This window comes from Clostridium sp. UBA6640 (genome assembly GCF_002455975.1).
Lineage (GTDB): Bacteria > Bacillota > Clostridia > Clostridiales > Clostridiaceae > Clostridium_J.
In genome coordinates this window covers 1156-22609 of the sequence record NZ_DKLM01000004.1, presented here as the reverse complement: position 1 = coordinate 22609, position 21454 = coordinate 1156, and the positions used below count along the sequence as shown (strand labels likewise).

Here is a 21454-nt window from a genome sequence, read left to right as displayed (position 1 = left end):
AATTAATTTTAAATTTCTCAGTGGCAGCTGAGAAATATCCACAACTGTGAATTTTGCATTGTGAACTGTGAATTGAATTAAGTTCGCTGCTACAGTATCAATTCAAAATTTCTTAAATTTTGCTAAGAGATATCCTTAATTGTGAATTAAATTAAATAATAATTTTGATGTATACATTAAATTTTAATTGGCATATCTATATATAGATAAACTACTCTAAAAAATAATAATTAATATTTTGACATTATTAAATAATATGATACAATCTATTATTAAATATAAAAAATTCAATATTGTTAGGAGTGAGTACTATGGGAAATATCGCAGCATTTTTTGATATTGATGGAACAATATATAGAGAAGGTTTAATAACAGAAGTTTTTAAAAAGATAATAAAATATGAATTAGTAGAAGAAAAAAAATGGTATAGTGAAGTTAGACCATCTTTTATTAAATGGGATAAAAGACAAGGTGATTACGATACTTATTTGTTAAAAATGGTAGATATATATATGGAAGCTATAAAAGGGATAAGCAGAAATCATATAGATTACATTGCGAAAAAAGTAATAGAGCAAAAAGGGGATAGAGTATATACATTTTCAAGAGAGAGAATAAGATGGCATAAAGAACAAGGCCATATAGTTATTGCCATATCCGGTTCTCCAATTGAGCTTGTAAGAGAAATGTCAAGCAAATACAATATGGATGATTATAGAGGTTCCATATATTTGTTAGATGAAAATGAAAATTACACAGGTAACATAATACCTATGTGGGATTCTGAAAGCAAGGAAAAAGCGTTGATGGAATTAAAAGAAAAATATGATATAGATCTTGAAAAAAGTTATGCATATGGTGATACATCTGGTGATTTTACCATGTTTAAATCTGTAGGAATACCTTACTGTATAAATCCTACTAAAGAGCTTTTAACAAAAGTTATGGAAGATGAAGAAGTAAAGGATAAAATAAAAGTTATAGTTGAGAGAAAAGATGTAACTTATAACTTAAATATAGATAATATACAATTTTTATAATATTTCTAAAAAACTTTCTAGAGAATTTATCTGAGGTTTTGTTTTCACAAACCTAAAAGGCTTAAAACTAGTAATGTTAAGTTGCTAAGCCTTATAGGGTTGTTCTAATTAACTCAGCTTCTTCTCTATATCTTAACTAAAACAATAATCAGTGAATACTACATTAAATTGAGTATTCGCTTTTTTAAAATATTAATTCTATTTTCTATTTCTTTAATTCTAGTAGTAAATTTTTCATGTAAATTAGGAATACACTTATTTTCTCATTCATTCTTTAGTAAAACTTTAAAAGTCATACAATAAATTTAAATTAACTCAAAAAATATTATTGGTTCACTAATTTTCTTCCTAATAAAAATATCCACGCCATATTTACAGCTAAACTAAAAACTAAAATTTTTCCATTTATATAACTATTTTTTATTATTTCTAAACTATAATAGTTAGGTATTATATAAGTTAGGAATTTTATTTTACTATCTATAAAATAATTTATTGCAGGTATAAACAATATAAAGCTACAAAGCTTAGTTAATGTTAATCCTTGAAGTTTATTTTCTCCAAAAGCTCCCATAAAAATTGTAGTTATAGGTGCTAAAAATGAGGTTAGAAATACTATTATAAAAATATTAATCATTCTAGCTTTTACTAAATTTGCAGCTATGAATAATATTAAGTTCATTATAAAGCTAATAGCAAAAGGCATTGATAATCTATATATTAGGTAATTCACTTTTTTAAGAGGTGTTATAGAAAAATATATTATTAAATTTTGATCTTTTTCATCTAATAATATTAATCCTACAAGTACTCCTATAAGGAAAGGTGTCATTATTAATGCCATCCATAGTATAAGAGCATAGTAATTGTTTAAAGACATATTAAACTTACTCTCTATAAATCTAATTCCTATTGTACAAAATATAATTAGTAATAATGGACAAGTAAAAGAAATTAAATACATAGGATCTTTATACATATTTTTTAAATCTTCCTTTATTAAAACTAATAATTTTTTCATGGTTTCACCAGCCTTAAATAAACTTATTTCTTAAAACTACTTTTGTTAAATCGTATAAAACTATCATCCAAATTATAGATATTAGAAAATATATAATATTAATTTCACTTCTATAAATAACTTTTTCGATTAAGGATATAGCTACATAAGTAGGAAATATATTAAACAGTTCAAAGCTTGTAATTTTAAAATAATTTAAAATTGGAATTGCTATTACTATGCCTACCAGTGTTGCTATTAAAAAATAGTGATTTAAAGTTTTTGAATACATTCCTGTTATTAAGCCTATTAATGTAAAAATCATAGAGTTTACTGCAATTACACTTATTAATAAAATTATATTGAATTCTAATCCTTTAACTGTAAAAGTAATAATTAAACTTACTATGACTGAAATAAGACTTAAAGATATACACTTTGATATTATATACTCCTGTAATGTTAGTGGAGTTATAGATAAAGCTAAAGGTATGCCTTGATTTCTCTCTAATAACACCATAGCTCCTACAAAGAAAAATCCTAAAAAAGTAGGATCTGAAAAAATTAAAAATATTAATGCCGTATTGGTAAAATTACTCGGTATTAGTTGAAGTGCTAGTATATAAATAATAGAAATAAACCCATATATAAAATAAATACCATTTTTATATTGAGACATAATATCATACTTTATGCTGTGTAAAATTCTCATACTAGAATCCTCCCTGTAACCTCTCTAAAGATTTCTTCTAAAGACGCTTCTAGTGTATAAATCTTTTCCACTTCTTTATTATTAATAATATGAAGAAATTCCTTGTTTTCTCCTAAACACTTTAAGTTAAAGTCCTTTTGCAAAACATCACTTTCTTTATACTCAACTCTAATTTTCTTATCTCCATATTTAAGCTTTAAAGCTCTTGGACTATCTATAAGCTTAATTTCACCGTCTACTATAAAAGCAACTCTATCGCATATTTTTTCTGCAATGCTCATATTATGAGTAGTTAAAATTATAGTTTTTCCTTCATGTTTTTTCTTTAAAATAATATCCTCAATCACCTTAGAATTATTTGGATCAAGACCTGAAGTAGGTTCATCTAAAAATAATAATTCAGGATCATTTAAAAGTGCTCTACAAAAATTTAGTCTCATCTTCATACCCTTGGATAATTCTTCAACCTTTTTATGTCTATGACTTTCTAAGTCCACTATTTTTAGCAATTCTAAAATATTAGTACAACTATTCTTATAAAGCTTATTAAAAAATTCTAGGTTCTCTATAACTGTTAATTTTATATATAAATTAGGAAGCTCAAATCCTACCCCAATTTTTTCGTAATATTCTTCATTGCAATTTTTTACTTCTTGGTCCATTACCTTAACAGTTCCTCTATAGTTTTTCATAAGTCCTAGGAGAATCTTTTGGACCGTACTTTTTCCTGCTCCTGATGGACCTAAAAACCCAAAAATTTCACCTCTTTTAATGTTAAAATTCATATTTCTAATACTGTCTTCTTTGCTACTTTTATATCGAAAATTTAAATTTTTAGCTTCTATCATAAATACCCCTCCACAATAAAAATCGATTGTTCGTTTTTGATTTTTAATAAAACATACTGCAAATTCTACAGTATGTTTTATTTGACTAATTTAAGTTTTTATTTTATATAACTTATGTATTATAATTCAATTCCCTTTATAAATATAAATAAATAGTTATACAATGCTTCTTTTGATAATTTTTCACAAGGATTGTACTTAATCATGGTCAAAATTCCTTGTAAAAAAGCTGCTGCTATCATTTTTGATAATAGTACATTATGTTGATTTTTTTCTAAATGACTTAAAAAATGTTCTTCTAACATTGAAAGAAATTTAGAATTAAAGCCATCAAATTCACTGCCTTTATTTCCTTCCATTAGAATTACAAAGTTTTTATTAAAAATTTCTTCAAACCCTAATGGAAAAAAAGTATTTAATTCTGAAAAAATCATTTCCTTAGAAAGATTATTAGCTTCTACATTACTTTTATGATGATGGTTTATTAAATGATCAACTTTTTCTATAATAGGCTTCACTACAATTGAAAAAACCTCATTTTTGCTTTTAAAATAATTATAAAAATTTCCTATGGTAGTTCCTGCCTTTTTAGCTATACTTCTAATTGCTGCTCTTTCAAAGCCTTTCTCATAAAACTCATCTTTAGCAGCCTCAATTATAGAATTTCTAACTTCTTCCTTTAGCACTTGCATAAAAAATCATCCGTTCTTTATTATATTTCTATAATATGTCTCCTTTTATAAAATATCAACCTAATTCAACAAAAATAATCATACTTTTACATCTTTTCTATTAAATTAGCATTAAAACTAAATTAGTTCATAACTAATAATTATTATTCTATGATATAATTGTTTTATATTTTGCATGAAGGGGGGATGTAAATGGAGAATTTAAAATTACAGATAAAGAAAAATCTCCATATATTAGTTCTAATTTTATTAGCTTATATAGGAATCAAACTTATTGATAACTACTCAATAGTAGCAGATGCTTATAAGTTTGTTATGGGGATATTATCACCTTTTATATTAGGTGCAGTTATAGCTTATGCACTAAATCCATTGATGGTTTATATTGAGAAAAAATTACAGGTTTCTAGGGGAATAAGCGTACTCCTAACTTGTATAATAGTAATTTTAGTATTAACTCTTTCTATAGTATATTTAGTACCTGGAATTACTGGAAACATTAAAAACCTTATTAATTCTACACCAGATATGGTTTCATCCGCTAATGGATGGATTAGAGACAATGTTAACAGCAAATTTGTTCTAGAATTAACTAAAAAGTTTGATCTAGCTAAAACCTTAGGAGCATGGTCTACTACCTTATTTAATGCCTTGCTTTCATCATTGGTATCAGTGACTGCTTCTATTATTAAATGGGGATTTGCTCTTATCATTGCTATATATTATTTAATTTACAAAGAAATTTTTGTAAAATCTCTGAAAAAAGGAATATTTATTTTATTTAAAAAGAAATATGGTGTAAAAATGCTAGAATTATTACACTGTACAGATGATATGCTTGGAACATATTTGGGAGTTAGAGCTTTAGAATCTCTAATAGTGGCTATAGCTTGCTTTATAGGATTAATATTTATAAAATCTCAATATATTATACTTATTTCCGTATTCTTTGGAATAACGAACATGATTCCAATTTTCGGTCCATTTTTAGGTATAGTATTTGGGACAATCTTAAATTTATTCCACTCACCAGTAACTGCTTTAATTGTACTTATATGGCTATTTATATTACAACAAATAGATGGTAACTGGCTTGGACCTAAAATGTCTAGCGATAGTGTAGGCATTAACCCTGTTACTTGTGTACTTTCATTAAGTGTAGGTGGTGCAGTTTATGGAATGTTAGGTATGCTTATTGCCGTCCCTATAGCTGGAGTTATAAAAATATATTATGAAAGATTCATGAAAAGATATGATGATAAACATCCAGAAATCGCTGACATGGTGGATAATACTAAGATAGATATAAGTCACTTAAAGTTTGAAAAGAAAAAACCATCTCAAAAATAAATTTTTGAGATAGAATTCACAATTTATAAATAGGTCATTTCTCAGTTTTTCTGAGAAATGACCTATTTATTTAAAATATATTACTCATATTTTACGAACTACGATCTATATAAAATTTATTAATACCCAAGTTGCTTTCCAACAAAGATAACTTTTATTCTTCCTTTAACAAATTGTCCTCTTATAATTACAAAGTCATTACAAATCCTACTTGGACTTTTACAATCCACACAATACCCTAAAGTTGTACATGGAGTATTTTTATTTAATCTTTTAGCATCAATAGGAGCTGAATAATTTCGTACTCTTTTTTCTGCCTCATCTATGTCTTTAACTATCTTATTTATTCCAGCTACTAATATAATCTGTTTAGGTCCATATAACATTGGCGCAACTCTACTTCCATTACCATCTATATTATAAAGTTCGCCACTTTCAGTGATAGCATTTGTACTACAAAGAAAAGTATCTGATGAAAAGTTTTCCTCATAAATTTTTCTTTTTTCTTCCTTTGTAATCCCATCTTTATATTTATCTAAAAAAATGTATTTTTCATTACGAAGAAAATCTATAACCCCAGTTTCAAAAAGCGTCATAGAATCACCAACTCCAACTACAGAGCCATCAGGAATTAGACTTTTTAATAATTCTATTAATTCAACTTCGTCATTAACAAAGTGTCCTTCCATATTCCGTTTATTTAACCCTTCTATGGTTCTCTCTATTCTCTTTTCAATATACCATGAAAGACTCTCATCCATTTTAATACGTCCCTTCGAATAAAGTAATTTAATTACATTAGCTTTTTAAGTGTAGCCTTTTTATTATATTTTAAAATGCTACTATCATATAGATTATATCATACCTCTTATTTTCTTATTCTATAAGCTATTACTTTTACTATAAACCATTTCTACATGTGGAATATTAACATCTAAATAAACTTCTGATACTTCTTTAAATCCAAATTTTCCATAGGCTTTTCTTAAATATTCCTGCGCAGAAATCTTTATAGTTTTTTCATTTAATTCATCTTCTATAAAACTTATAGCTTTTTCCATAAGCTCTGTAAAAATGCCCTTCCCCCTATATTCTTTAGCAGTTAAAACTCTACCAATAGCAACTTCATCATATACCACTCCCTTAGGAAGTATCCTAAGATAAGCAACTACATTATTATTCTCTTCTTTAAAGAGATGATAAGATTTTAAATCTAAACCATCTAATTCTTCATATATACAATTTTGTTCCAGTACAAATATATTAATTCTTTCCCTTACAATGTTATGTAACTCCAGTGTAGTTAACTCTTCAAATTTTTTTAGTTTCCAAGTCATAATATATCCTCCTTCATCTGCTTTTTATATAATGGACTTTTAAGAAAATAGCTTTTTATTATATTGGCTTATTTTATTTCATATGCCTAAGCATATAATCAAATATTTATAGTTTATATCCTAGTATTATTTTGAAATACATGATAGGATTTTCATAATTAAATATAGAAATACACTATATAAGCATATTACGAATTGATACAAGAATCACCACATATTATATAATACCAATGCAATAATATAATACTGGATATTTATATTATAAAGAATCTATAGACAGTATTAAATATGATTTAATGAGGTGGCTATAAAATTGAGATCACAGATAAAATTAATTCTTACTCTTCTACTAATTTTGCTATTAACTATAACAGCATGCAATAAAAAGCAGACGGAAGACTTTAATATTACTTGGGTAAAAGGCACAAGTTATAATGAAGCTATTGAAAAAGGATTACAACAAGATGGAGCTTCTATTGAAGATTTACTTTATGAAGAAGAACTTTATGAAAATAAAATAATATTTTTTACAGTGGATAATTCTTTAGGTATAGCATCCGTGAGTAAAGATAAAGAAGATTGGATTTGGTGTAGATTGTCTCCATTTTTCAGATTCGAATCTGATCCAATTTCACCTTCTCCATATATGACTGCATGGTCAGAAATCACAATGCCTAATGGAAATAAGTATTATTTAGCAACGGGAAGAATATATGATTCAAATATATCAAAATTAACTTTATCCGGTGAAGAAATAAATGCTGTGATAAAAGAAAAAGATGGAGCCATATTTTGGTTTAAGCTATTCAATAATAAACCTTTGGACGAAAATATTAAAGCCTATGATAAAGATGGGAAAATAATAGAATGAAAAATTAGCAGCCAAACATCTTTTGAAATGTTAATAAATTATTTCAAAAGATGTTTTTCAAAATAACTAATCCGTATGCTATAATCCTTTGTCTTACGCAAAACATCTGTTTTATCTTTCACTAGTTATTTTATTTCAGATGCCTTATTTTTTATTTTAAGCCACTCATCTTTTAACATATCCATGTATACTACATCTGAAAATTCACCAATTCTAGAGTCAAAATAACCACTTCTAATTATGCCTATTTCTTTAAAGCCTAATTTTTTATAAAGATTTTGTGCTCTTTTATTATCTATCATTGTAGTTAGTTCTATCTTATTTAAATTTAGAAATCTAAACATGAAATCTATAAAATGATATAATGCATCTATTCCATAGCCTTTCCCCTGTTCGGTAACTTCACAAATTTTTATTCCAAATTCAGATTTTTGATTTCTACTATCAAAGCCATTATAATTAATTTCTCCAATAGGAGTCATATCTTCTTTTCTTAATATCAAAAATCTCTTTCTTTCTGGATAAAGTTCACTATTTTCTATTTCTTTTAATATGCTCAGCCTAATTCTTTCTTTACTTTGAAGAGTGCCAAAAGCAAGAGCAGCATGCTCCATCATGCTTTCATCATTCCACCATTTATGTAGATATTCTTCATCCCCAATTTCAAGTGGTCTTATAATAACTTTTTTTCCTTTAATCAATTTATATCCCCCTAAGATTTATTTCATATAAGTAAATACTATATCATCCATTTTTCTAAGTCTAAATAAGCCTCTAATAACCATGGATGTATAACTTTAAGATTTTCTTTATTATCCATTTGATATTTAATAAATTTAAATGCAGATAATTCTAATGATGTATTAAGAGCTTTTTCCACTTCATCAATATAAGGTGGCAACCCTTTTTGATCCCACTCTATTTTATCTGCTATAAATAAAACCATATCTAGTGGAGAAGCATTAGATTTTAATGTAGTATGGCAACTAATAGCTTCTAAAATTTCCTTATTACTAATATTAAATATTTCTGCAGCCATAACCCTAGATATTTTTTGATGAAGAATCATTGGAAACTTTTCTTCTTCTAATAAAATTTCTATATTAAGTTTCTTACAAAGCTCTAATTTTTCCTCATTTGGATAAACGCCACTTATATCATGTAGAAGTCCTGCAATCTCAGCTAAATTTTCATCAACCCCAAATTGTTTAGCTAAAGATTTAGCTTTTTCTGCAACCTTTAATGAATGATTTGCTATTACAACTCTGTTATATTTCATAAGAAGATTATAAGAATCCTCTCTAATGTTTCCTGTTAGAGGTACATCCCTCGTTTTTCCTTTAAATATATCATTCATTTTAGTTACCTCATTTCTTAACTATTTTTATATCTTTTGCTAGTATTTTAATTTCTCCTCCAAAGAGTTCAATTGTAAATAATGCATACTTATGCTTATTTTCTATTTTATACTTTACTGGAGTATCCATATCCTCACTATATTCTATATTCCATTTTGGATAACAATCTTCAACTATATTATCATCAGATTTTTTGTAGCTCTCTACTGATGCTCCCTGTATTTGATAATCACCATTATCACTAAATACATCAAAGTCTACATTCATATTTATATTAGCTACATCAATAAATTGAATAATCGCATTATAAATTTCCTTAAAATTTCGATCCCACAAAGTTAAATCAAATCTTATAGCATATTGTGACATATCACAATTATGTAACTCCTTTGGAGGAATGATATCCATCTTTCGCATAAAACCATCATGAAAATTTATTTCTTTAAACTCTGTTATAATCTTTTCTATATTTCTCATTTTTTCTCCTCTTTATATAAATAGCAAACACGAATAATTTAAGGGACGGTTCATCAAAATTTGTAAAATCATTAAATAGCTTGTCTAGAAATTTATATTAAATGTAATGAACCGTCCCTATTTTCTTTTCTCCATAACAACAAATTTAAAACCTTCATATTCCACATATTCATTGCATTGTATAAAGTTAAGCTTTTTAAATAATTTTAAAGCTGGTATATTATTTTCACTGGTTTCTATATATATTCTTTTTATATCCATGTTATTAAATATATACTCACTAGCTACTTTTATTGCTTTACAGGCAATACCTCTATTCCAATATCTTTTATCGCCTATTTCTATGCCCATTTCTCCTTCACTTCTTACTCTATCTATACTGAAAAAATTTACAAAGCCTATAGGTAAATCTTCATGATTTGTAATCATAAAATATTTATATTTTCTACGGCTTATATCTTCATTCATTATTTCATTATCGAATCTTCTACAGCACTCCATGCATTCCTTAATTAATTCCTTAGTATTTTGAGGAATTGGTCTAGGATCATGCTTATTTACTTCTTTATCTATTCTCCATGAAAAAAGGCTTACAATATCCTCACCACAAATATCCCTTATCTTAATTTCATTATCTTTATAATAAATCATTTAATCCTCCTGTTTTAGGGACGGTTCATTAAAACTTTTGAAATTAATAAACTGCTTGTCTATTATTAACTTCAATAAAAAATTATGAACCGTCCCTTATATATAAACTTTAATTAAAATTAATAAACCATTCCTCTGATAAAATTGCATATTGGTATGTATCATTCCAAATAGGATTTCTTTCTTTATCACATTTAAAGAAAACATTTTTTAGCAAATGTCCTTCTCTTCTCATATTCAATCTCTCTAATAACTTCCATGAAGCTGTATTATCAGGATTACACATATCAATTATTCTGTGTGCTTTTAACTTATTAAATCCATAATCTAAAATTTTCTTGCAGCTTTCTGTAGCATAGCCTTTTCCATAATACCTTGGATTGAAAACATACCCTATTTCCCATGTAGAAAATTCTTTTGGATCTTGTTGGCTAAAATATATATTTCCTATTAATTTATTATTTTCTTTTAAACAAACTGCCCAAAAAGCATCTTCCTTTGAACGATACATTGCTTCTTCTCTACATTGTTCTTCAGTATAAATATCATATGACTCATATTTTACTACTGTTTCTTGAGAAAGATATTCGTATAAATCCTTCCAATCATTTGAGGAAAATTTTCTCAATATCAGCCTTTCTGTTTCTAAACTTCCCATTCTAATCCCCTCTTACAATTAAAAATTTCAATGCTCAATTCCCCATTAAATAAAGTTTATGTATATATCTTATCGCTATAAAAACTAGCAATAAAATTGCTAGTTTTAAAAAATTTCATACCATAATTATATGAAATTACATTATTAAATTTTTAAATTCTGCATTCAAATATTATATTTTCTTCATTTGGATATAAAGCCATGTTGCAGTCTCTTATTATTTTTATATGCTTAAATCCTATATTTTTCAAAATCTCTTCAAATTCATTGATATCATATAATCTCATAGAAAAATCCATTTCTTCACTTTCAATTATTTTGTCACCATCTAAAAGTTCATATCTTAATGGAGACGAAATAATCTTATTTGTTTTATCATAATGAGATTTTGAATATTGTACTATAACTTTACCATCGGCTCTAGTCATTCTATTCGCTTCTTCCCATTTATCACATTCTTCTGCCCTGCATTCTGTTGTTAATACATCCAGAAGTAAAGTGCCATTTTCATTTAAATTCTCTTTTAATCTATTAAGACTTGATATAACAATTTCTTTATCAAGTAATAATGAAAATGAACCTACAGGTATCATAATTAAATCATATTTAGCTTCTGTCTGAAAGTTATGAATTCCCGCATTAAAAACATTCCCATTTAAATTCTTAGTTTTCATCCTTTCCCTGCAAGAATTTAACATATCATCTGAAATATCAAATCCTTCAATATTAAAACCCTCTTCTAAAAAAGGTATGATAAATCTGCCTGATCCACACATAGGTTCTAATATTCTCATTTTCTTATCTGTTATATAACCCATATAAAAATCTAGCTGTTCTTTATCTATTGTCGGCTTATCTAAGTCATAAATTTGTGTGCATAGACTTCCATAATAACTCAATATTTTATCCCCCTATTTATATAGTTGCTATTTCTTTTTTATTTAATGATAATTTTTTATAGTAAAATTATCAAAAATCACTCTTACTTACAAGCTTTAAAAACAATTTTTCTTACGCTATCTTCTGATAGGCAGTAAAGTGTTGATAATTTATTTATAGACAATCCAGAATTAAAAAGAGAAACTATTTTGCTATTTCTTTCATTTAATTCTTTTCTATATCCACTCTTTTCGCCCCAAGAAATCTTCTCACTTTTTTTGGGTATATAAATGATTTCACCTTCCACATACTTTTGTATTTCTTCTAATAATTCTTTAGGTAAAACATTCTTTCCATTTATATAACTCAATATTATATCCTCCCTATTTAAGTCCATTAATAAATAGACTCTAAAAACAAGGAAAACCTAATGTAAATATCCTAGATTTCACAGGTTTATTCCCTGTTTATAGAACTCTAACCTCTATTTTTAGATATTTGCTGACTGTCATTTGAACCTCTCCTTTCAAAATATATATGTAAATTTTAACATATTTATATATTCTATTCCACTTAAAGAAAAACTTATAATTTTAACTTTTATAAAAACATTAAGTATATTAATTCTATCTTATTATAAAAGTAAGCTTTTTCTCAATATAAAGAATGATTATAACTAATCATTCCGTATATTAGATCTTTATAGTATGAAATATATTATAATTAATATTTATTTTTCTATTGCTTAATTTATTTATCCTTTATTTTTTTATACGTACTCCATGTACCCACTTCTTTAAACCCGATCTCTTTATAGATTTTTCCTGCTCTCGGATTCTCATAGTAAAGACATAGAGTTTTTCCTTCTTTCAAAAGATCTTTACACAATGTATTTAAACAAGCGGAAGCATAACCATATTCTCTATATTTTTCTTCTGTCATTACATTTACTATTATTGCAGAAAAGCTATTTTCAATGGAGGTTTGTGCGTAAGATACCATATTGCCATCTATCTCTACATAGTAACCTCGTGCAGTCTTAGTTTCAAAATCTTTTAGCAACATCTCTTTAAAATTTTTACTTCCACCTTTAAATTCTTTAATTTTATCTCTTAATTCAACTATCCTATTCACATCATCTACTGTAACCTTTTTAACTACTATATTGTTATTTACTTTAAATCTAGGATTAATACTCCGCAAAATGCTATAGCAGTTTTTTTGTGGAGCTTCTAAAGGTAGTCCAGTTTCTTCAAACTTTGAAACAACTTCTTCTTTTCCTACTAACATATAAAAATTGCCAAAGCTTTCTATAATTTTTGTCATTGCTTTTACATCAAATTCATTCCTAGCATATACCATAATAAATCCAAAGCACTTAAGAAGAATACTATTCAATTTATTATTATTGAACCCTCCATAAACTTCCTGGAATCCTCCATCATATCCAAACTCTTCAATATCGCTTATTAAATAATGATTAAATTCCGCCTCTTCTTTTAAGAATTTCATAACTATTAAATTATCATTTTCATTCAATTTTCTAACCATAGCCATCCCCCTTTAATTCTGCTACACTCTTCATATCAATCCCCTTAATCATGTAGATTCTGCTCCTTCACTTAAAGCCACATTAACAAAATTTTACTATTTAAATTCAATAAATCTTTTATAATCCCTTTTTATTATAAAAATTAACACCTTACACACATATATAGAGATACAATGTTAAAACTTAATATATACTCTGGAAAATAAATTTTCTATAAAAACAGCTTAAATCCTTAGAAATTAAGGATTAATAATGAAGAATNNAAGAATTTTTGTTATGGAAATTTAAATCGTGCATAAGTTAAATTTTCATTAGGAAACCCTATATATACAAAATATGCAAGGTGTAATATATCAAATGAAGTCGCATTTTTCTCCAGTATAATAGACATTTAGTCGGTGTAGTGCTCTTGTAGAGGCTATATATAAAAGCTTTCTATCAAATTCACTTTTATAATTATCTTTTGAAGCATTATATATAATAACCACATCAAATTCTAATCCTTTTGCCATATATGCAGGTATAACTAAAGTGCCTTTTTCAAACTCACCACCTTTTATATTCAATAATTTAATATGGGCTAATCTATTTAATCCTTGTTCAATTTCTTCTGACTCTTGCTGAGTTTTACAAATGATTGCAATAGATTCATAACCTTCTTTATAGTAATAATCAATATCTTTTATGATACTCTCATAAATTAATTCTTTATTTTCTTTGAATATAACTATTGGTTCATGTTCATGTCTTTCAAAAGAAATAAAATCTTCTTTAATATTTAATATCTTTTTAGAAAAAGAATTTATTTCTATAGAAGATCTATAACTTTTATTTAAAAAAAGTTTCACTGATTTTTTCTTGTGTAATATTTCTTCTATATCATCATATAGAGATTTATCACCATACTTTTCAAGTGTCTGATTAAAATCTCCTAACACTGTATACCTTGCCCCATTAAATAACAGCTTAAAAACTTCATATTGAAGTGGATAATAATCTTGTGCTTCATCAATAACTACCTGCCTGATTTCTGAAAACTCTTCATTACCTTCTAGTTTTAATTTAATATATAAGAGTGGTGCACAATCCTCATAGCAAATATATCCATTATTAAGATTTTCTTTAGTTTCTAATATTATTTCTTCAATCTCTCTAGGAAGATTTAATCCTTTAGATAGTTTTAATAGAATATCATTTTTATTAAAAAGTACTTTATATAGGTTCATATAATCAACTTTAGTGAATCTATGGATATTCTTCATAAACGCTTTCGATTCTTTTATAGAAAGCAGTCTACTAAAGGACTTTATTTCAAACTCATGATTAGGACTATTTTGTACAATTTTCTCAATTTTTTCAATCCTTATCTTTCTTAAAGGATGAACTTTATTTAATATGATATTTTCAATTCTTCTAAGTCGTTTTGCTATTGGCATACCAATTTTATTATTAAGAAATTGATTCTTTATTTGTTGTCTTGTTTCAATAATTTTACCGTCATAATAAACATCTTCAAACTTAATTAAATTATGCTCAAAATATTCTATTAATCTATCAAGAAGTTTTGTAAACTCTTTAGAACCTTTAAATTTTATACTTTGCATTTTTACATGGGATTTTTGAAGATTATTAAGAAGAATTAGAGATTCAAGTTGATCATTTCTACTTTCAAATCTAAAATTACTTCCTAAAAATTTATAGATAATATCATCAAAAGTGGTTTGTTCCACATTCTCCTCTCCTAGCTCAGGTAAAACACCAGAAATATATTTGCTAAAAATAGAATTTGGAGAAATTATTATAACGTTGTTAGAATTTATTTTTGAATCCATTCCTATATAAAGTAAAAATGCGATTCTATGCAAAGCTATAGATGTTTTACCACTGCCTGCTACTCCTTGCACAATTAAAAGATGATTTTCGGTATCTCTAATAATTATATCTTGCTCTTTTTGTATAGTCTCAACAATATTCTTCATCTTTGAAGATGAATTATTACATAATACTTGTTGTAAAATTTCATCATTAATTCTTATACTGCTATCAAAGAAGTATTTAAGTTTTGAGTTTTCAATCTTATACTGTCTTTTCATTAGGATATCACCATAAATTATTCCAACTGGTGAGTTATATGAGCCTCTACCAACCTCACATTGATAAAACATACTAGAAATAGGAGACCGCCAATCATATACTAAAATTGAATTTGTTTCTTCATCCATTAAATTATAGATACCGATATATATTTTTTCTGTGTCATCAAAATCATCCTCTTTAAAATCAAATCGTCCAAAATAAGGGGATTTTATCATACGTTCATATTTTTTTATTTTTTTCAATGTACTTCCATAACTCTGTGTTTGATTATTTACTTCAAAAAGGTATTGGTTCATTTCTGGAACTTTATCAAAATCATTTGAAGAATGAGCTGTTTGTTCCCACATCTCTTTTCCTGAAGCTATGACTTTACTTAATCTGCCATTTAGCTCTTCCTTTTCTTTCTCCAGTTCTTTTTCTATAAAGCCTAATGTACCCTCAAGATATAGAATTTCATCATGATTGTCTGGTTCAAAATTATTCATTCTTTCACCTTCCCATATTTTTTAAAATACCTATTGACATCAATCTTTATTTTATGATATAATTATTATGTAATATAGAATGTATAATTGGGATTTTTATACCCATTTTTATTATATGTAAAAATCATATTTAAGTAAACCTTAAATGTGATTTTATTTTATAGTTTAATAATAAAATTTCTTCATGATTATTTTTCTTATGCCATAATGATTATGAACTCATATAATCATTCAAACTTAACCGCTTAAATTTTTCAGAATATTTAGTTACATTATATTTAAGCTACCTTACGAAATATATAATCAAAGTTCTTTAAAATTTTGATAGCAAGAATAAAGACTAAAATATCTGTACATAATCTAAGATAAAATACTTATTTATTGATATTTCAATGCAATGTTTCTCTCTCTAGTTAGGCAATACATAACTATTAGGTTGAATAAAGGAGGACTAATATGAAGTCTTTAGATAAATTATTTGATGATGATTGGCAGGATGGCAGATATACTAATGATAATTTAAAAGAATGTGAACAATGTGGCAAGTTCTGCTCGCCAGAAGATTTATGCAGAATTGATGGCTTCTTTGGAAAATTTATAACTGTCTGCCCACAATGTGCAGTAGATATGGACTCAAGCATATATATGTGTTTTAATGACAGTGACGATATTGCTTACGATGAAACTGATTTTGATTCATATGATTAACATATACTTTGTAAACTCATAAAAGAACCTTTGTTTATACAAGGGTTCTTTCTTAATGTATTTTTTATATAAAAATCTTTTACTTTTATAAGAAATATAAGCTTAGTAAATTTACTCTTCTAAGTTTATAAATATTATTTTTCATAATACTCTTCTCTCAAAATTCCCATAGCAACTTCATCATGATATTTTCCATGTCTAAATATCTCTTTTCTAAGTAATCCCTCTTTTTTAAATCCACATTTTTCATAACTTTTTACTGCTCTCTCATTAAAGGAATATACATTTAATTTTATCTTATTTATATTCATTTCCTCAAATATAAAATTTATAAGAACTTTCATAGCATCTGTTCCATAGCCTTTACCTAAGTAATTTTTATCTCCTATAAATATTCCAACTGTAGCTACACTATTCTTCCAATCAATATTATTTATACCACAGCCACCAATATATTTTTCATAATCTAAAGTTTCGATAGCAAAGTTATATAAATCTTTATTTCCTGACTGTCCTTCAAACCATTTTAATTCATCTTCATAAGTATATGGATATGGTATGTTAGGAACTAACAAACCCCTAATCTCTCTATCATTCATATACTCCTGTGCATTTTTTATATCTTCTTTTCTATACTCTCTTAATTTAACTTTTTCACCAATATACATTAGTTTTCCCCCTTTATTAATTTCCTAGATACACCTTAATCAAGCTCCACTATATAGTTTATAGATGACTTCAACAGCCAATATGATAAACTATACTGATCTACTGTTTTTAAAGATATCTAAGTTTATTTAACCAATTATCTATTTAAGTGATTGAAAAAAGAACTCTAACTCCTGCATTTATTAATTTTTATTCTAAAACTTTGCCTAGATTAGGCAGCCTAGATAGCCTGTCCAAGATACCATCCCCTAATTTATATATGTGTTATATTTAAACCCTATTTTAAAATATCTCTATATTTCTAAATATCAATATCCCTATGATTATTGCAGCAATAATACCTAATAATACAGAAAATATTACATACTGAGCATTGCTTTTACTCTTTTTAAATATATAGGAACTAAGAAAATATATTATAAATGCACAAATAGATGTAATCAAAATATTTTTAAAATCAAACTTCGTTGTAAATTCTGGGCTAATTGCATAGCAAAACCTTGAATTCATAAATGCGGATACTGATAGTAAATATAAACATACAATATTAGTTTTTCTGTTTCTTTCTTTAAATTTTTCATCTTTTAAATTAAAATTATCATAAAACTTAGGACTCGCAAATTTAATACACTTATCAAAAAATTCTTTCTTAAAAGAAAATAATGCACCCATAATAAGAAATGCACCTGACATAATTAAGAAAGTGATGCTTGGACCTAAAACATTATAAAAAAGAGTATACAATAATAAAAGAACTATCATAAACAATATTATTCTCATTTAATTCTCCCCCTCTAGCTCTATAATATCAATTTAGGCATCTTTAAATAAGTAATTTCGCTTTATGTTTGCATTTGTTTTTTCTATAATTCTACTTCTTCATTAAGTTTACCTTTATTTTGAAATGTAAAAATATTGCTTGAATTTTAAAGTATTATATCACACTTTTCTTTTTTTAGCATCCTAAATATTCCTTTTTATAGAAAGCTTCTAAATTAATATTTTCCATAAAAATAAAGACTATCATTATAAATAGTCTTTATTAAGATTATATAAAATCTAATATTTTTTTAATTTTGTTTCATATATTCTTTTCTTAACATAGAATATACACTTATATTCCCATATCCACCCACTTGATAGTTATAATAATGTTCTCTTAATACTCCATCTTCACAAAAACCTATTTTTTTTGCTAATGCTATAGATGGAAAATTGTCTCTATCTATCATAGCAATAATTTTATTCATATATAATTCCTTAAAAACAAATTTAAGAAGTCTTTCTATACACTCACTAGCAATTTTTTCTCTCCAATGACGCCTAACGACTGTATATCCTATTTCCGTATTATTTGAATATAAATCAATATTATAAAGCCCCATATCACCAAGAAATTCATTAGTTATTTTATCAACTATGACCCATCTAATACCTTCCTTATTTCTATACATCATCTCTACTTTCTCTAAATACATATTTGCTTGCTTTTTAGCATCTATGATCTCTGTACCAGAATACTTCATTACTTCTTTATCAGAAAAAAGCTCCTCTATATCTTTTAAGAAAATTTCATTATATCTGCAAAGTATAAATCTCTTTGTCTCCAAGGTAGGAAATTCTTCAAAACATTTATCTCTCAACCTAACCTGATATTCTAGTTCAATATTCATTTACACCACTCCCTTATTCAATGGAGAATTGAGAATTGTAGAGACTTCTCCTTTAAAAACAAACTTTTAAATAAAGTCAAAATAGTTATATTTGTTAACATACTAACTAATTGTTTTTAAGATACTTTAGTTAAATTCTTAATAATCTTGATTAACATGCATAAAAATGCTCTTTATTATATATTAGCAAATATTCAGAATACTTTCATGGTACTTTATACTACCATAAAGCTTATATAATACTATTACAGTTGATTATTATAAGTATAATGCTTATAACTCTTTAATTTAAGCTTTATTTCATATTTTTTACTTTTACATCAATGGTTCTTAAATCCATTATTTTTTTCATATTTATAGATAAACTATCTTAAAAATTAATATATAGCTGAATATAGCTACATCCTTGGGTATTTCAATTCACAATGTAAAATTGACAATTATCTAGGTTAGCAGTAAAATCACTTTACAATCAACCATCCGACCAATAGGAGGTTTTTTTAGAAAAATATACTAAAGAAACTATTATAGAAAAAGCTACAATAGATGGTTTCTTAATTGAAAATCTCCTTAAAATTAATAAAATACTTATAGAAACAATAACGAAATTTATTACAGCAAATTATAATAATATCTATGGAGAAAAATAAATAATTAAAATAGGTAATATATTTCATTAAGCAAGAAGATTGATTTCATAATAGTTAAATTACTAAAGTTTTCTAATTATTATTTTTATAAACTTAAAGGGGATGATTACATTGGCACTAAATAATTTTTATTTTAAGGATAAACTAGAAAAAGATATTTATGTATATAAATGGACTCCAGAAGGGCCAGAAATAAAAGGAGTGGTACAGATAGCTCATGGAATGGCTGAGCATGCAGGAAGGTATAATGATTTTGCAAGATTTCTAAATGAAAATGGTTACGTTGTTTATGCTGATGACCATAGAGGTCATGGTAAAACGAGTCCTGATGAACTTGGGTACATGGGTGAAGGTGACGTATTTCATCTTATGGTAGACAATCTTAAAGAATTAACAGATATAATAAAAAAAGAAAATCCTAAATTGCCTGTATTCTTACTGGGCCATAGCATGGGTTCTTTTATTTCTTTAAGATATAGTGAACTTTATGGCAGTGAGTTAAAGGGATTAATTTTATCTGGAAGTAATGGAAAACAAAATCTCAAATTTTCCTTTGGGACATTGGTAGCTAAAATGGAGATGAAGAAAAAAGGTCCTAAAGCTCCTGCTACTCTTATGGACAAATTAAGCTTTGGAGATTTTAATAGTAAATTTAAACCTAATCGAACAAATTCTGATTGGCTTACAAGGGACACTAAGGAAGTAGATAAATATCTTGAAGATGCTGTATGCGGCACTATACATTCAACGTCATATTTTTATCATTTATTAAGGGGACTTAAAGATAATTACAAGGATGAAAACTTAAATAAAATACCTCCACAATTACCTATATTATTATTAGCAGGTAAAAAAGATCCTGTAGGGCTAATGGGACAAGGTGTTAAAAGGCTTCAAAATAGTTTAAAAGATGTAGGTATTAAGAAAGTAGAAATGAAACTTTATGATGATGCAAGACATGAAATACTCAATGAAATTAACAAAGAAGAAGTCTATGATGATATATTAACATTTTTAGATAGAAACCAAAAATAGTTTATACAATTGAGAATAAACAATTATTGATACTTCTCCTTTAATATATTTTGTATTTTCATATTTAGTATAATAACTTAAAATATATATTTAAATACAAACTATAAATTTTAAAAGAGACATTTAAATATTTAAAATTAGGAGGAACTTTATGAATTTTAGAATTCAATATGACTGCTTAAATATAGATTGGAATTATGTATCTGAAACTTTAAAAAGAGTTGAAATGGCATATTTTGAAGGTGAGATACATAAAAAAGCTTTTGAGAATAGCCATACAGTTGTATTTGTTTTTGATGGCGATACTCTAGTTGGCTTTGGTCGTGCTATTTCCGATGGAGTCTATCAAGCTGCAATTTATGATATTGCTATATTGCCAGAATACCAAGGCAAAGGAATTGGAAGAATAATCATGGATAGCATTGTTGAAAACTTACCTCAATGTAATTTTATATTATATGCTTCACCTGGTAAGGAAATATTCTATGAAAAAATGAACTTTAAGAAAATGAAAACAGGAATGGCATTATTTCTAAATCAAAATAAAATGCGCGAAAAAGGATTTACAGAATAATTAATTCATAACTTGTTTTTCTATAAAGAGCTCACTTATTTTATAAAGATATTAATATAGTTATGATAATTGGGGTTATTATAGGGATACAATGTGAAAATTTAATATATACTCTTGAAAATAAATTTTCTATAAAAA

Annotated in this window: 24 protein-coding genes; 6 read left to right on the top strand and 18 right to left on the bottom strand. The window is 26.2% G+C overall.

The genetic code is table 11. The features are described 5' to 3' along the window. Positions 1-311: 311 nt before the first annotated feature. Positions 312-1040 (top strand): HAD-IB family hydrolase, encoded by a 729-nt coding sequence (locus B2W91_RS00670; RefSeq protein ID WP_291578334.1) that lies wholly within the window; start codon positions 312-314, stop codon positions 1038-1040. A 325-nt stretch (positions 1041-1365) separates the two neighbouring features. Here the strand turns inward: B2W91_RS00670 and B2W91_RS00665 are convergent, their stop codons facing one another. The 4 genes from B2W91_RS00665 to B2W91_RS00650 all read right to left on the bottom strand — a co-directional run bounded on the left by B2W91_RS00665 (position 1366) and on the right by B2W91_RS00650 (position 4292). Continuing rightward, a complete protein-coding gene (locus B2W91_RS00665; RefSeq protein ID WP_291578333.1) occupies positions 1366-2061 on the bottom strand; it encodes a hypothetical protein in 696 nt (231 codons plus the stop codon). A 13-nt stretch (positions 2062-2074) separates the two neighbouring features. After that, complete coding sequence (locus tag B2W91_RS00660) at positions 2075-2752, bottom strand: hypothetical protein (protein WP_291578332.1); 678 nt, start codon at positions 2750-2752, stop codon at positions 2075-2077. Then, complete coding sequence (locus B2W91_RS00655; RefSeq protein WP_291578331.1) at positions 2749-3600, bottom strand: ABC transporter ATP-binding protein; 852 nt, start codon at positions 3598-3600, stop codon at positions 2749-2751. The genes B2W91_RS00660 and B2W91_RS00655 overlap by 4 nt, the downstream gene beginning before the upstream one ends. Positions 3601-3719: 119 nt before the next feature. Beyond that, complete coding sequence (locus B2W91_RS00650) at positions 3720-4292, bottom strand: TetR/AcrR family transcriptional regulator (protein WP_291578330.1); 573 nt, start codon at positions 4290-4292, stop codon at positions 3720-3722. Positions 4293-4484: 192 nt separating this feature from the next. On the opposite strand from B2W91_RS00650, the gene B2W91_RS00645 reads away from it, so the two are divergent. Continuing rightward, the gene (locus tag B2W91_RS00645) at positions 4485-5642 is read left to right on the top strand and encodes an AI-2E family transporter (protein WP_291578329.1); all 1158 of its coding nucleotides are present in this window, start codon (positions 4485-4487) and stop codon (positions 5640-5642) included. Positions 5643-5761: 119 nt separating this feature from the next. Here B2W91_RS00645 and B2W91_RS00640 read toward each other — a convergent pair whose 3' ends face one another. Together B2W91_RS00640 and B2W91_RS00635 are read right to left on the bottom strand one after the other, a co-directional pair. Beyond that, on the bottom strand, positions 5762-6403 hold the full coding sequence (locus B2W91_RS00640) for a lactate utilization protein (RefSeq protein WP_291578328.1): 642 nt from the start codon (positions 6401-6403) through the stop codon (positions 5762-5764). Positions 6404-6523: 120 nt separating this feature from the next. Continuing rightward, positions 6524-6979 (bottom strand): GNAT family N-acetyltransferase, encoded by a 456-nt coding sequence (locus tag B2W91_RS00635; protein WP_291578327.1) that lies wholly within the window; start codon positions 6977-6979, stop codon positions 6524-6526. Between the two features lie 313 nt (positions 6980-7292). Between B2W91_RS00635 and B2W91_RS00630 the strand changes: the two genes are divergently transcribed. Continuing rightward, entirely contained in the window at positions 7293-7850 is a 558-nt protein-coding gene (locus B2W91_RS00630; protein ID WP_291578326.1) for a hypothetical protein, read from the top strand. Between the two features lie 125 nt (positions 7851-7975). On the opposite strand, the gene B2W91_RS00625 is transcribed toward B2W91_RS00630, so the two are convergent. The 9 genes from B2W91_RS00625 to B2W91_RS00585 form a co-directional block, all read right to left on the bottom strand. Beyond that, positions 7976-8551 (bottom strand): GNAT family N-acetyltransferase, encoded by a 576-nt coding sequence (locus B2W91_RS00625; RefSeq protein ID WP_291578325.1) that lies wholly within the window; start codon positions 8549-8551, stop codon positions 7976-7978. A 38-nt stretch (positions 8552-8589) separates the two neighbouring features. After that, the gene (yqeK, locus tag B2W91_RS00620) at positions 8590-9207 is read right to left on the bottom strand and encodes a bis(5'-nucleosyl)-tetraphosphatase (symmetrical) YqeK (protein ID WP_291578324.1); all 618 of its coding nucleotides are present in this window, start codon (positions 9205-9207) and stop codon (positions 8590-8592) included. 10 nt (positions 9208-9217) lie between these two features. Then, positions 9218-9685: a hypothetical protein gene (locus B2W91_RS00615; protein ID WP_291578323.1), complete on the bottom strand. Its 468-nt coding sequence runs from the start codon at positions 9683-9685 to the stop codon at positions 9218-9220. Between the two features lie 117 nt (positions 9686-9802). Further along, the gene (locus tag B2W91_RS00610) at positions 9803-10336 is read right to left on the bottom strand and encodes a GNAT family N-acetyltransferase (protein ID WP_291578322.1); all 534 of its coding nucleotides are present in this window, start codon (positions 10334-10336) and stop codon (positions 9803-9805) included. A gap of 109 nt (positions 10337-10445) precedes the next feature. Further along, on the bottom strand, positions 10446-10994 hold the full coding sequence (locus B2W91_RS00605) for a GNAT family N-acetyltransferase (RefSeq protein WP_291578321.1): 549 nt from the start codon (positions 10992-10994) through the stop codon (positions 10446-10448). Positions 10995-11146: 152 nt separating this feature from the next. Further along, complete coding sequence (locus tag B2W91_RS00600) at positions 11147-11893, bottom strand: class I SAM-dependent methyltransferase (protein WP_291578320.1); 747 nt, start codon at positions 11891-11893, stop codon at positions 11147-11149. An 83-nt stretch (positions 11894-11976) separates the two neighbouring features. Then, positions 11977-12243: a CD3324 family protein gene (locus B2W91_RS00595; RefSeq protein WP_291578319.1), complete on the bottom strand. Its 267-nt coding sequence runs from the start codon at positions 12241-12243 to the stop codon at positions 11977-11979. 380 nt (positions 12244-12623) lie between these two features. Next, positions 12624-13424 carry a GNAT family N-acetyltransferase gene (locus B2W91_RS00590; RefSeq protein ID WP_291578318.1) on the bottom strand — a complete coding sequence of 267 codons (801 nt, stop codon included), beginning with the start codon at positions 13422-13424 and terminating at the stop codon, positions 12624-12626. Positions 13425-13778: 354 nt separating this feature from the next. Further along, entirely contained in the window at positions 13779-16007 is a 2229-nt protein-coding gene (locus B2W91_RS00585; RefSeq protein WP_291578317.1) for a HelD family protein, read from the bottom strand. A gap of 456 nt (positions 16008-16463) precedes the next feature. Here B2W91_RS00585 and B2W91_RS00580 point away from each other — a divergent pair, with 456 nt between their 5' ends. Continuing rightward, complete coding sequence (locus B2W91_RS00580; RefSeq protein ID WP_291578316.1) at positions 16464-16715, top strand: hypothetical protein; 252 nt, start codon at positions 16464-16466, stop codon at positions 16713-16715. Between the two features lie 134 nt (positions 16716-16849). On the opposite strand, the gene B2W91_RS00575 is transcribed toward B2W91_RS00580, so the two are convergent. The 3 genes from B2W91_RS00575 to B2W91_RS00565 form a co-directional block, all read right to left on the bottom strand. Then, positions 16850-17383 (bottom strand): GNAT family N-acetyltransferase, encoded by a 534-nt coding sequence (locus B2W91_RS00575; protein WP_291578315.1) that lies wholly within the window; start codon positions 17381-17383, stop codon positions 16850-16852. Between the two features lie 283 nt (positions 17384-17666). Further along, positions 17667-18164 (bottom strand): hypothetical protein, encoded by a 498-nt coding sequence (locus B2W91_RS00570; RefSeq protein WP_291578314.1) that lies wholly within the window; start codon positions 18162-18164, stop codon positions 17667-17669. Between the two features lie 290 nt (positions 18165-18454). Further along, complete coding sequence (locus B2W91_RS00565) at positions 18455-19057, bottom strand: GNAT family N-acetyltransferase (protein WP_291578313.1); 603 nt, start codon at positions 19055-19057, stop codon at positions 18455-18457. Between the two features lie 761 nt (positions 19058-19818). Between B2W91_RS00565 and B2W91_RS00560 the strand changes: the two genes are divergently transcribed. Continuing rightward, the gene (locus tag B2W91_RS00560; RefSeq protein WP_291578312.1) at positions 19819-20742 is read left to right on the top strand and encodes an alpha/beta hydrolase; all 924 of its coding nucleotides are present in this window, start codon (positions 19819-19821) and stop codon (positions 20740-20742) included. Between the two features lie 151 nt (positions 20743-20893). Further along, a complete protein-coding gene (locus B2W91_RS00555; RefSeq protein WP_291578311.1) occupies positions 20894-21316 on the top strand; it encodes a GNAT family N-acetyltransferase in 423 nt (140 codons plus the stop codon). Positions 21317-21454 lie beyond the last annotated feature (138 nt).

Coding starts and splice junctions, on each gene's coding strand:
- B2W91_RS00575 (WP_291578315.1), bottom strand. CDS start 17,383: ATGTATATTGGTGAAAAAGTTAAATTAAGAGAGTATAGAAAAGAAGAT.
- B2W91_RS00650 (WP_291578330.1), bottom strand. CDS start 4,292: ATGCAAGTGCTAAAGGAAGAAGTTAGAAATTCTATAATTGAGGCTGCT.
- B2W91_RS00555 (WP_291578311.1), top strand. CDS start 20,894: ATGAATTTTAGAATTCAATATGACTGCTTAAATATAGATTGGAATTAT.
- B2W91_RS00645 (WP_291578329.1), top strand. CDS start 4,485: ATGGAGAATTTAAAATTACAGATAAAGAAAAATCTCCATATATTAGTT.
- B2W91_RS00635 (WP_291578327.1), bottom strand. CDS start 6,979: ATGACTTGGAAACTAAAAAAATTTGAAGAGTTAACTACACTGGAGTTA.
- B2W91_RS00570 (WP_291578314.1), bottom strand. CDS start 18,164: ATGAGAATAATATTGTTTATGATAGTTCTTTTATTATTGTATACTCTT.
- B2W91_RS00585 (WP_291578317.1), bottom strand. CDS start 16,007: ATGAATAATTTTGAACCAGACAATCATGATGAAATTCTATATCTTGAG.
- B2W91_RS00605 (WP_291578321.1), bottom strand. CDS start 10,994: ATGGGAAGTTTAGAAACAGAAAGGCTGATATTGAGAAAATTTTCCTCA.
- B2W91_RS00665 (WP_291578333.1), bottom strand. CDS start 2,061: ATGAAAAAATTATTAGTTTTAATAAAGGAAGATTTAAAAAATATGTAT.
- B2W91_RS00580 (WP_291578316.1), top strand. CDS start 16,464: ATGAAGTCTTTAGATAAATTATTTGATGATGATTGGCAGGATGGCAGA.
- B2W91_RS00565 (WP_291578313.1), bottom strand. CDS start 19,057: ATGAATATTGAACTAGAATATCAGGTTAGGTTGAGAGATAAATGTTTT.
- B2W91_RS00660 (WP_291578332.1), bottom strand. CDS start 2,752: ATGAGAATTTTACACAGCATAAAGTATGATATTATGTCTCAATATAAA.
- B2W91_RS00670 (WP_291578334.1), top strand. CDS start 312: ATGGGAAATATCGCAGCATTTTTTGATATTGATGGAACAATATATAGA.
- B2W91_RS00640 (WP_291578328.1), bottom strand. CDS start 6,403: ATGGATGAGAGTCTTTCATGGTATATTGAAAAGAGAATAGAGAGAACC.
- yqeK (WP_291578324.1), bottom strand. CDS start 9,207: ATGAATGATATATTTAAAGGAAAAACGAGGGATGTACCTCTAACAGGA.
- B2W91_RS00655 (WP_291578331.1), bottom strand. CDS start 3,600: ATGATAGAAGCTAAAAATTTAAATTTTCGATATAAAAGTAGCAAAGAA.
- B2W91_RS00610 (WP_291578322.1), bottom strand. CDS start 10,336: ATGATTTATTATAAAGATAATGAAATTAAGATAAGGGATATTTGTGGT.
- B2W91_RS00615 (WP_291578323.1), bottom strand. CDS start 9,685: ATGAGAAATATAGAAAAGATTATAACAGAGTTTAAAGAAATAAATTTT.
- B2W91_RS00590 (WP_291578318.1), bottom strand. CDS start 13,424: ATGGTTAGAAAATTGAATGAAAATGATAATTTAATAGTTATGAAATTC.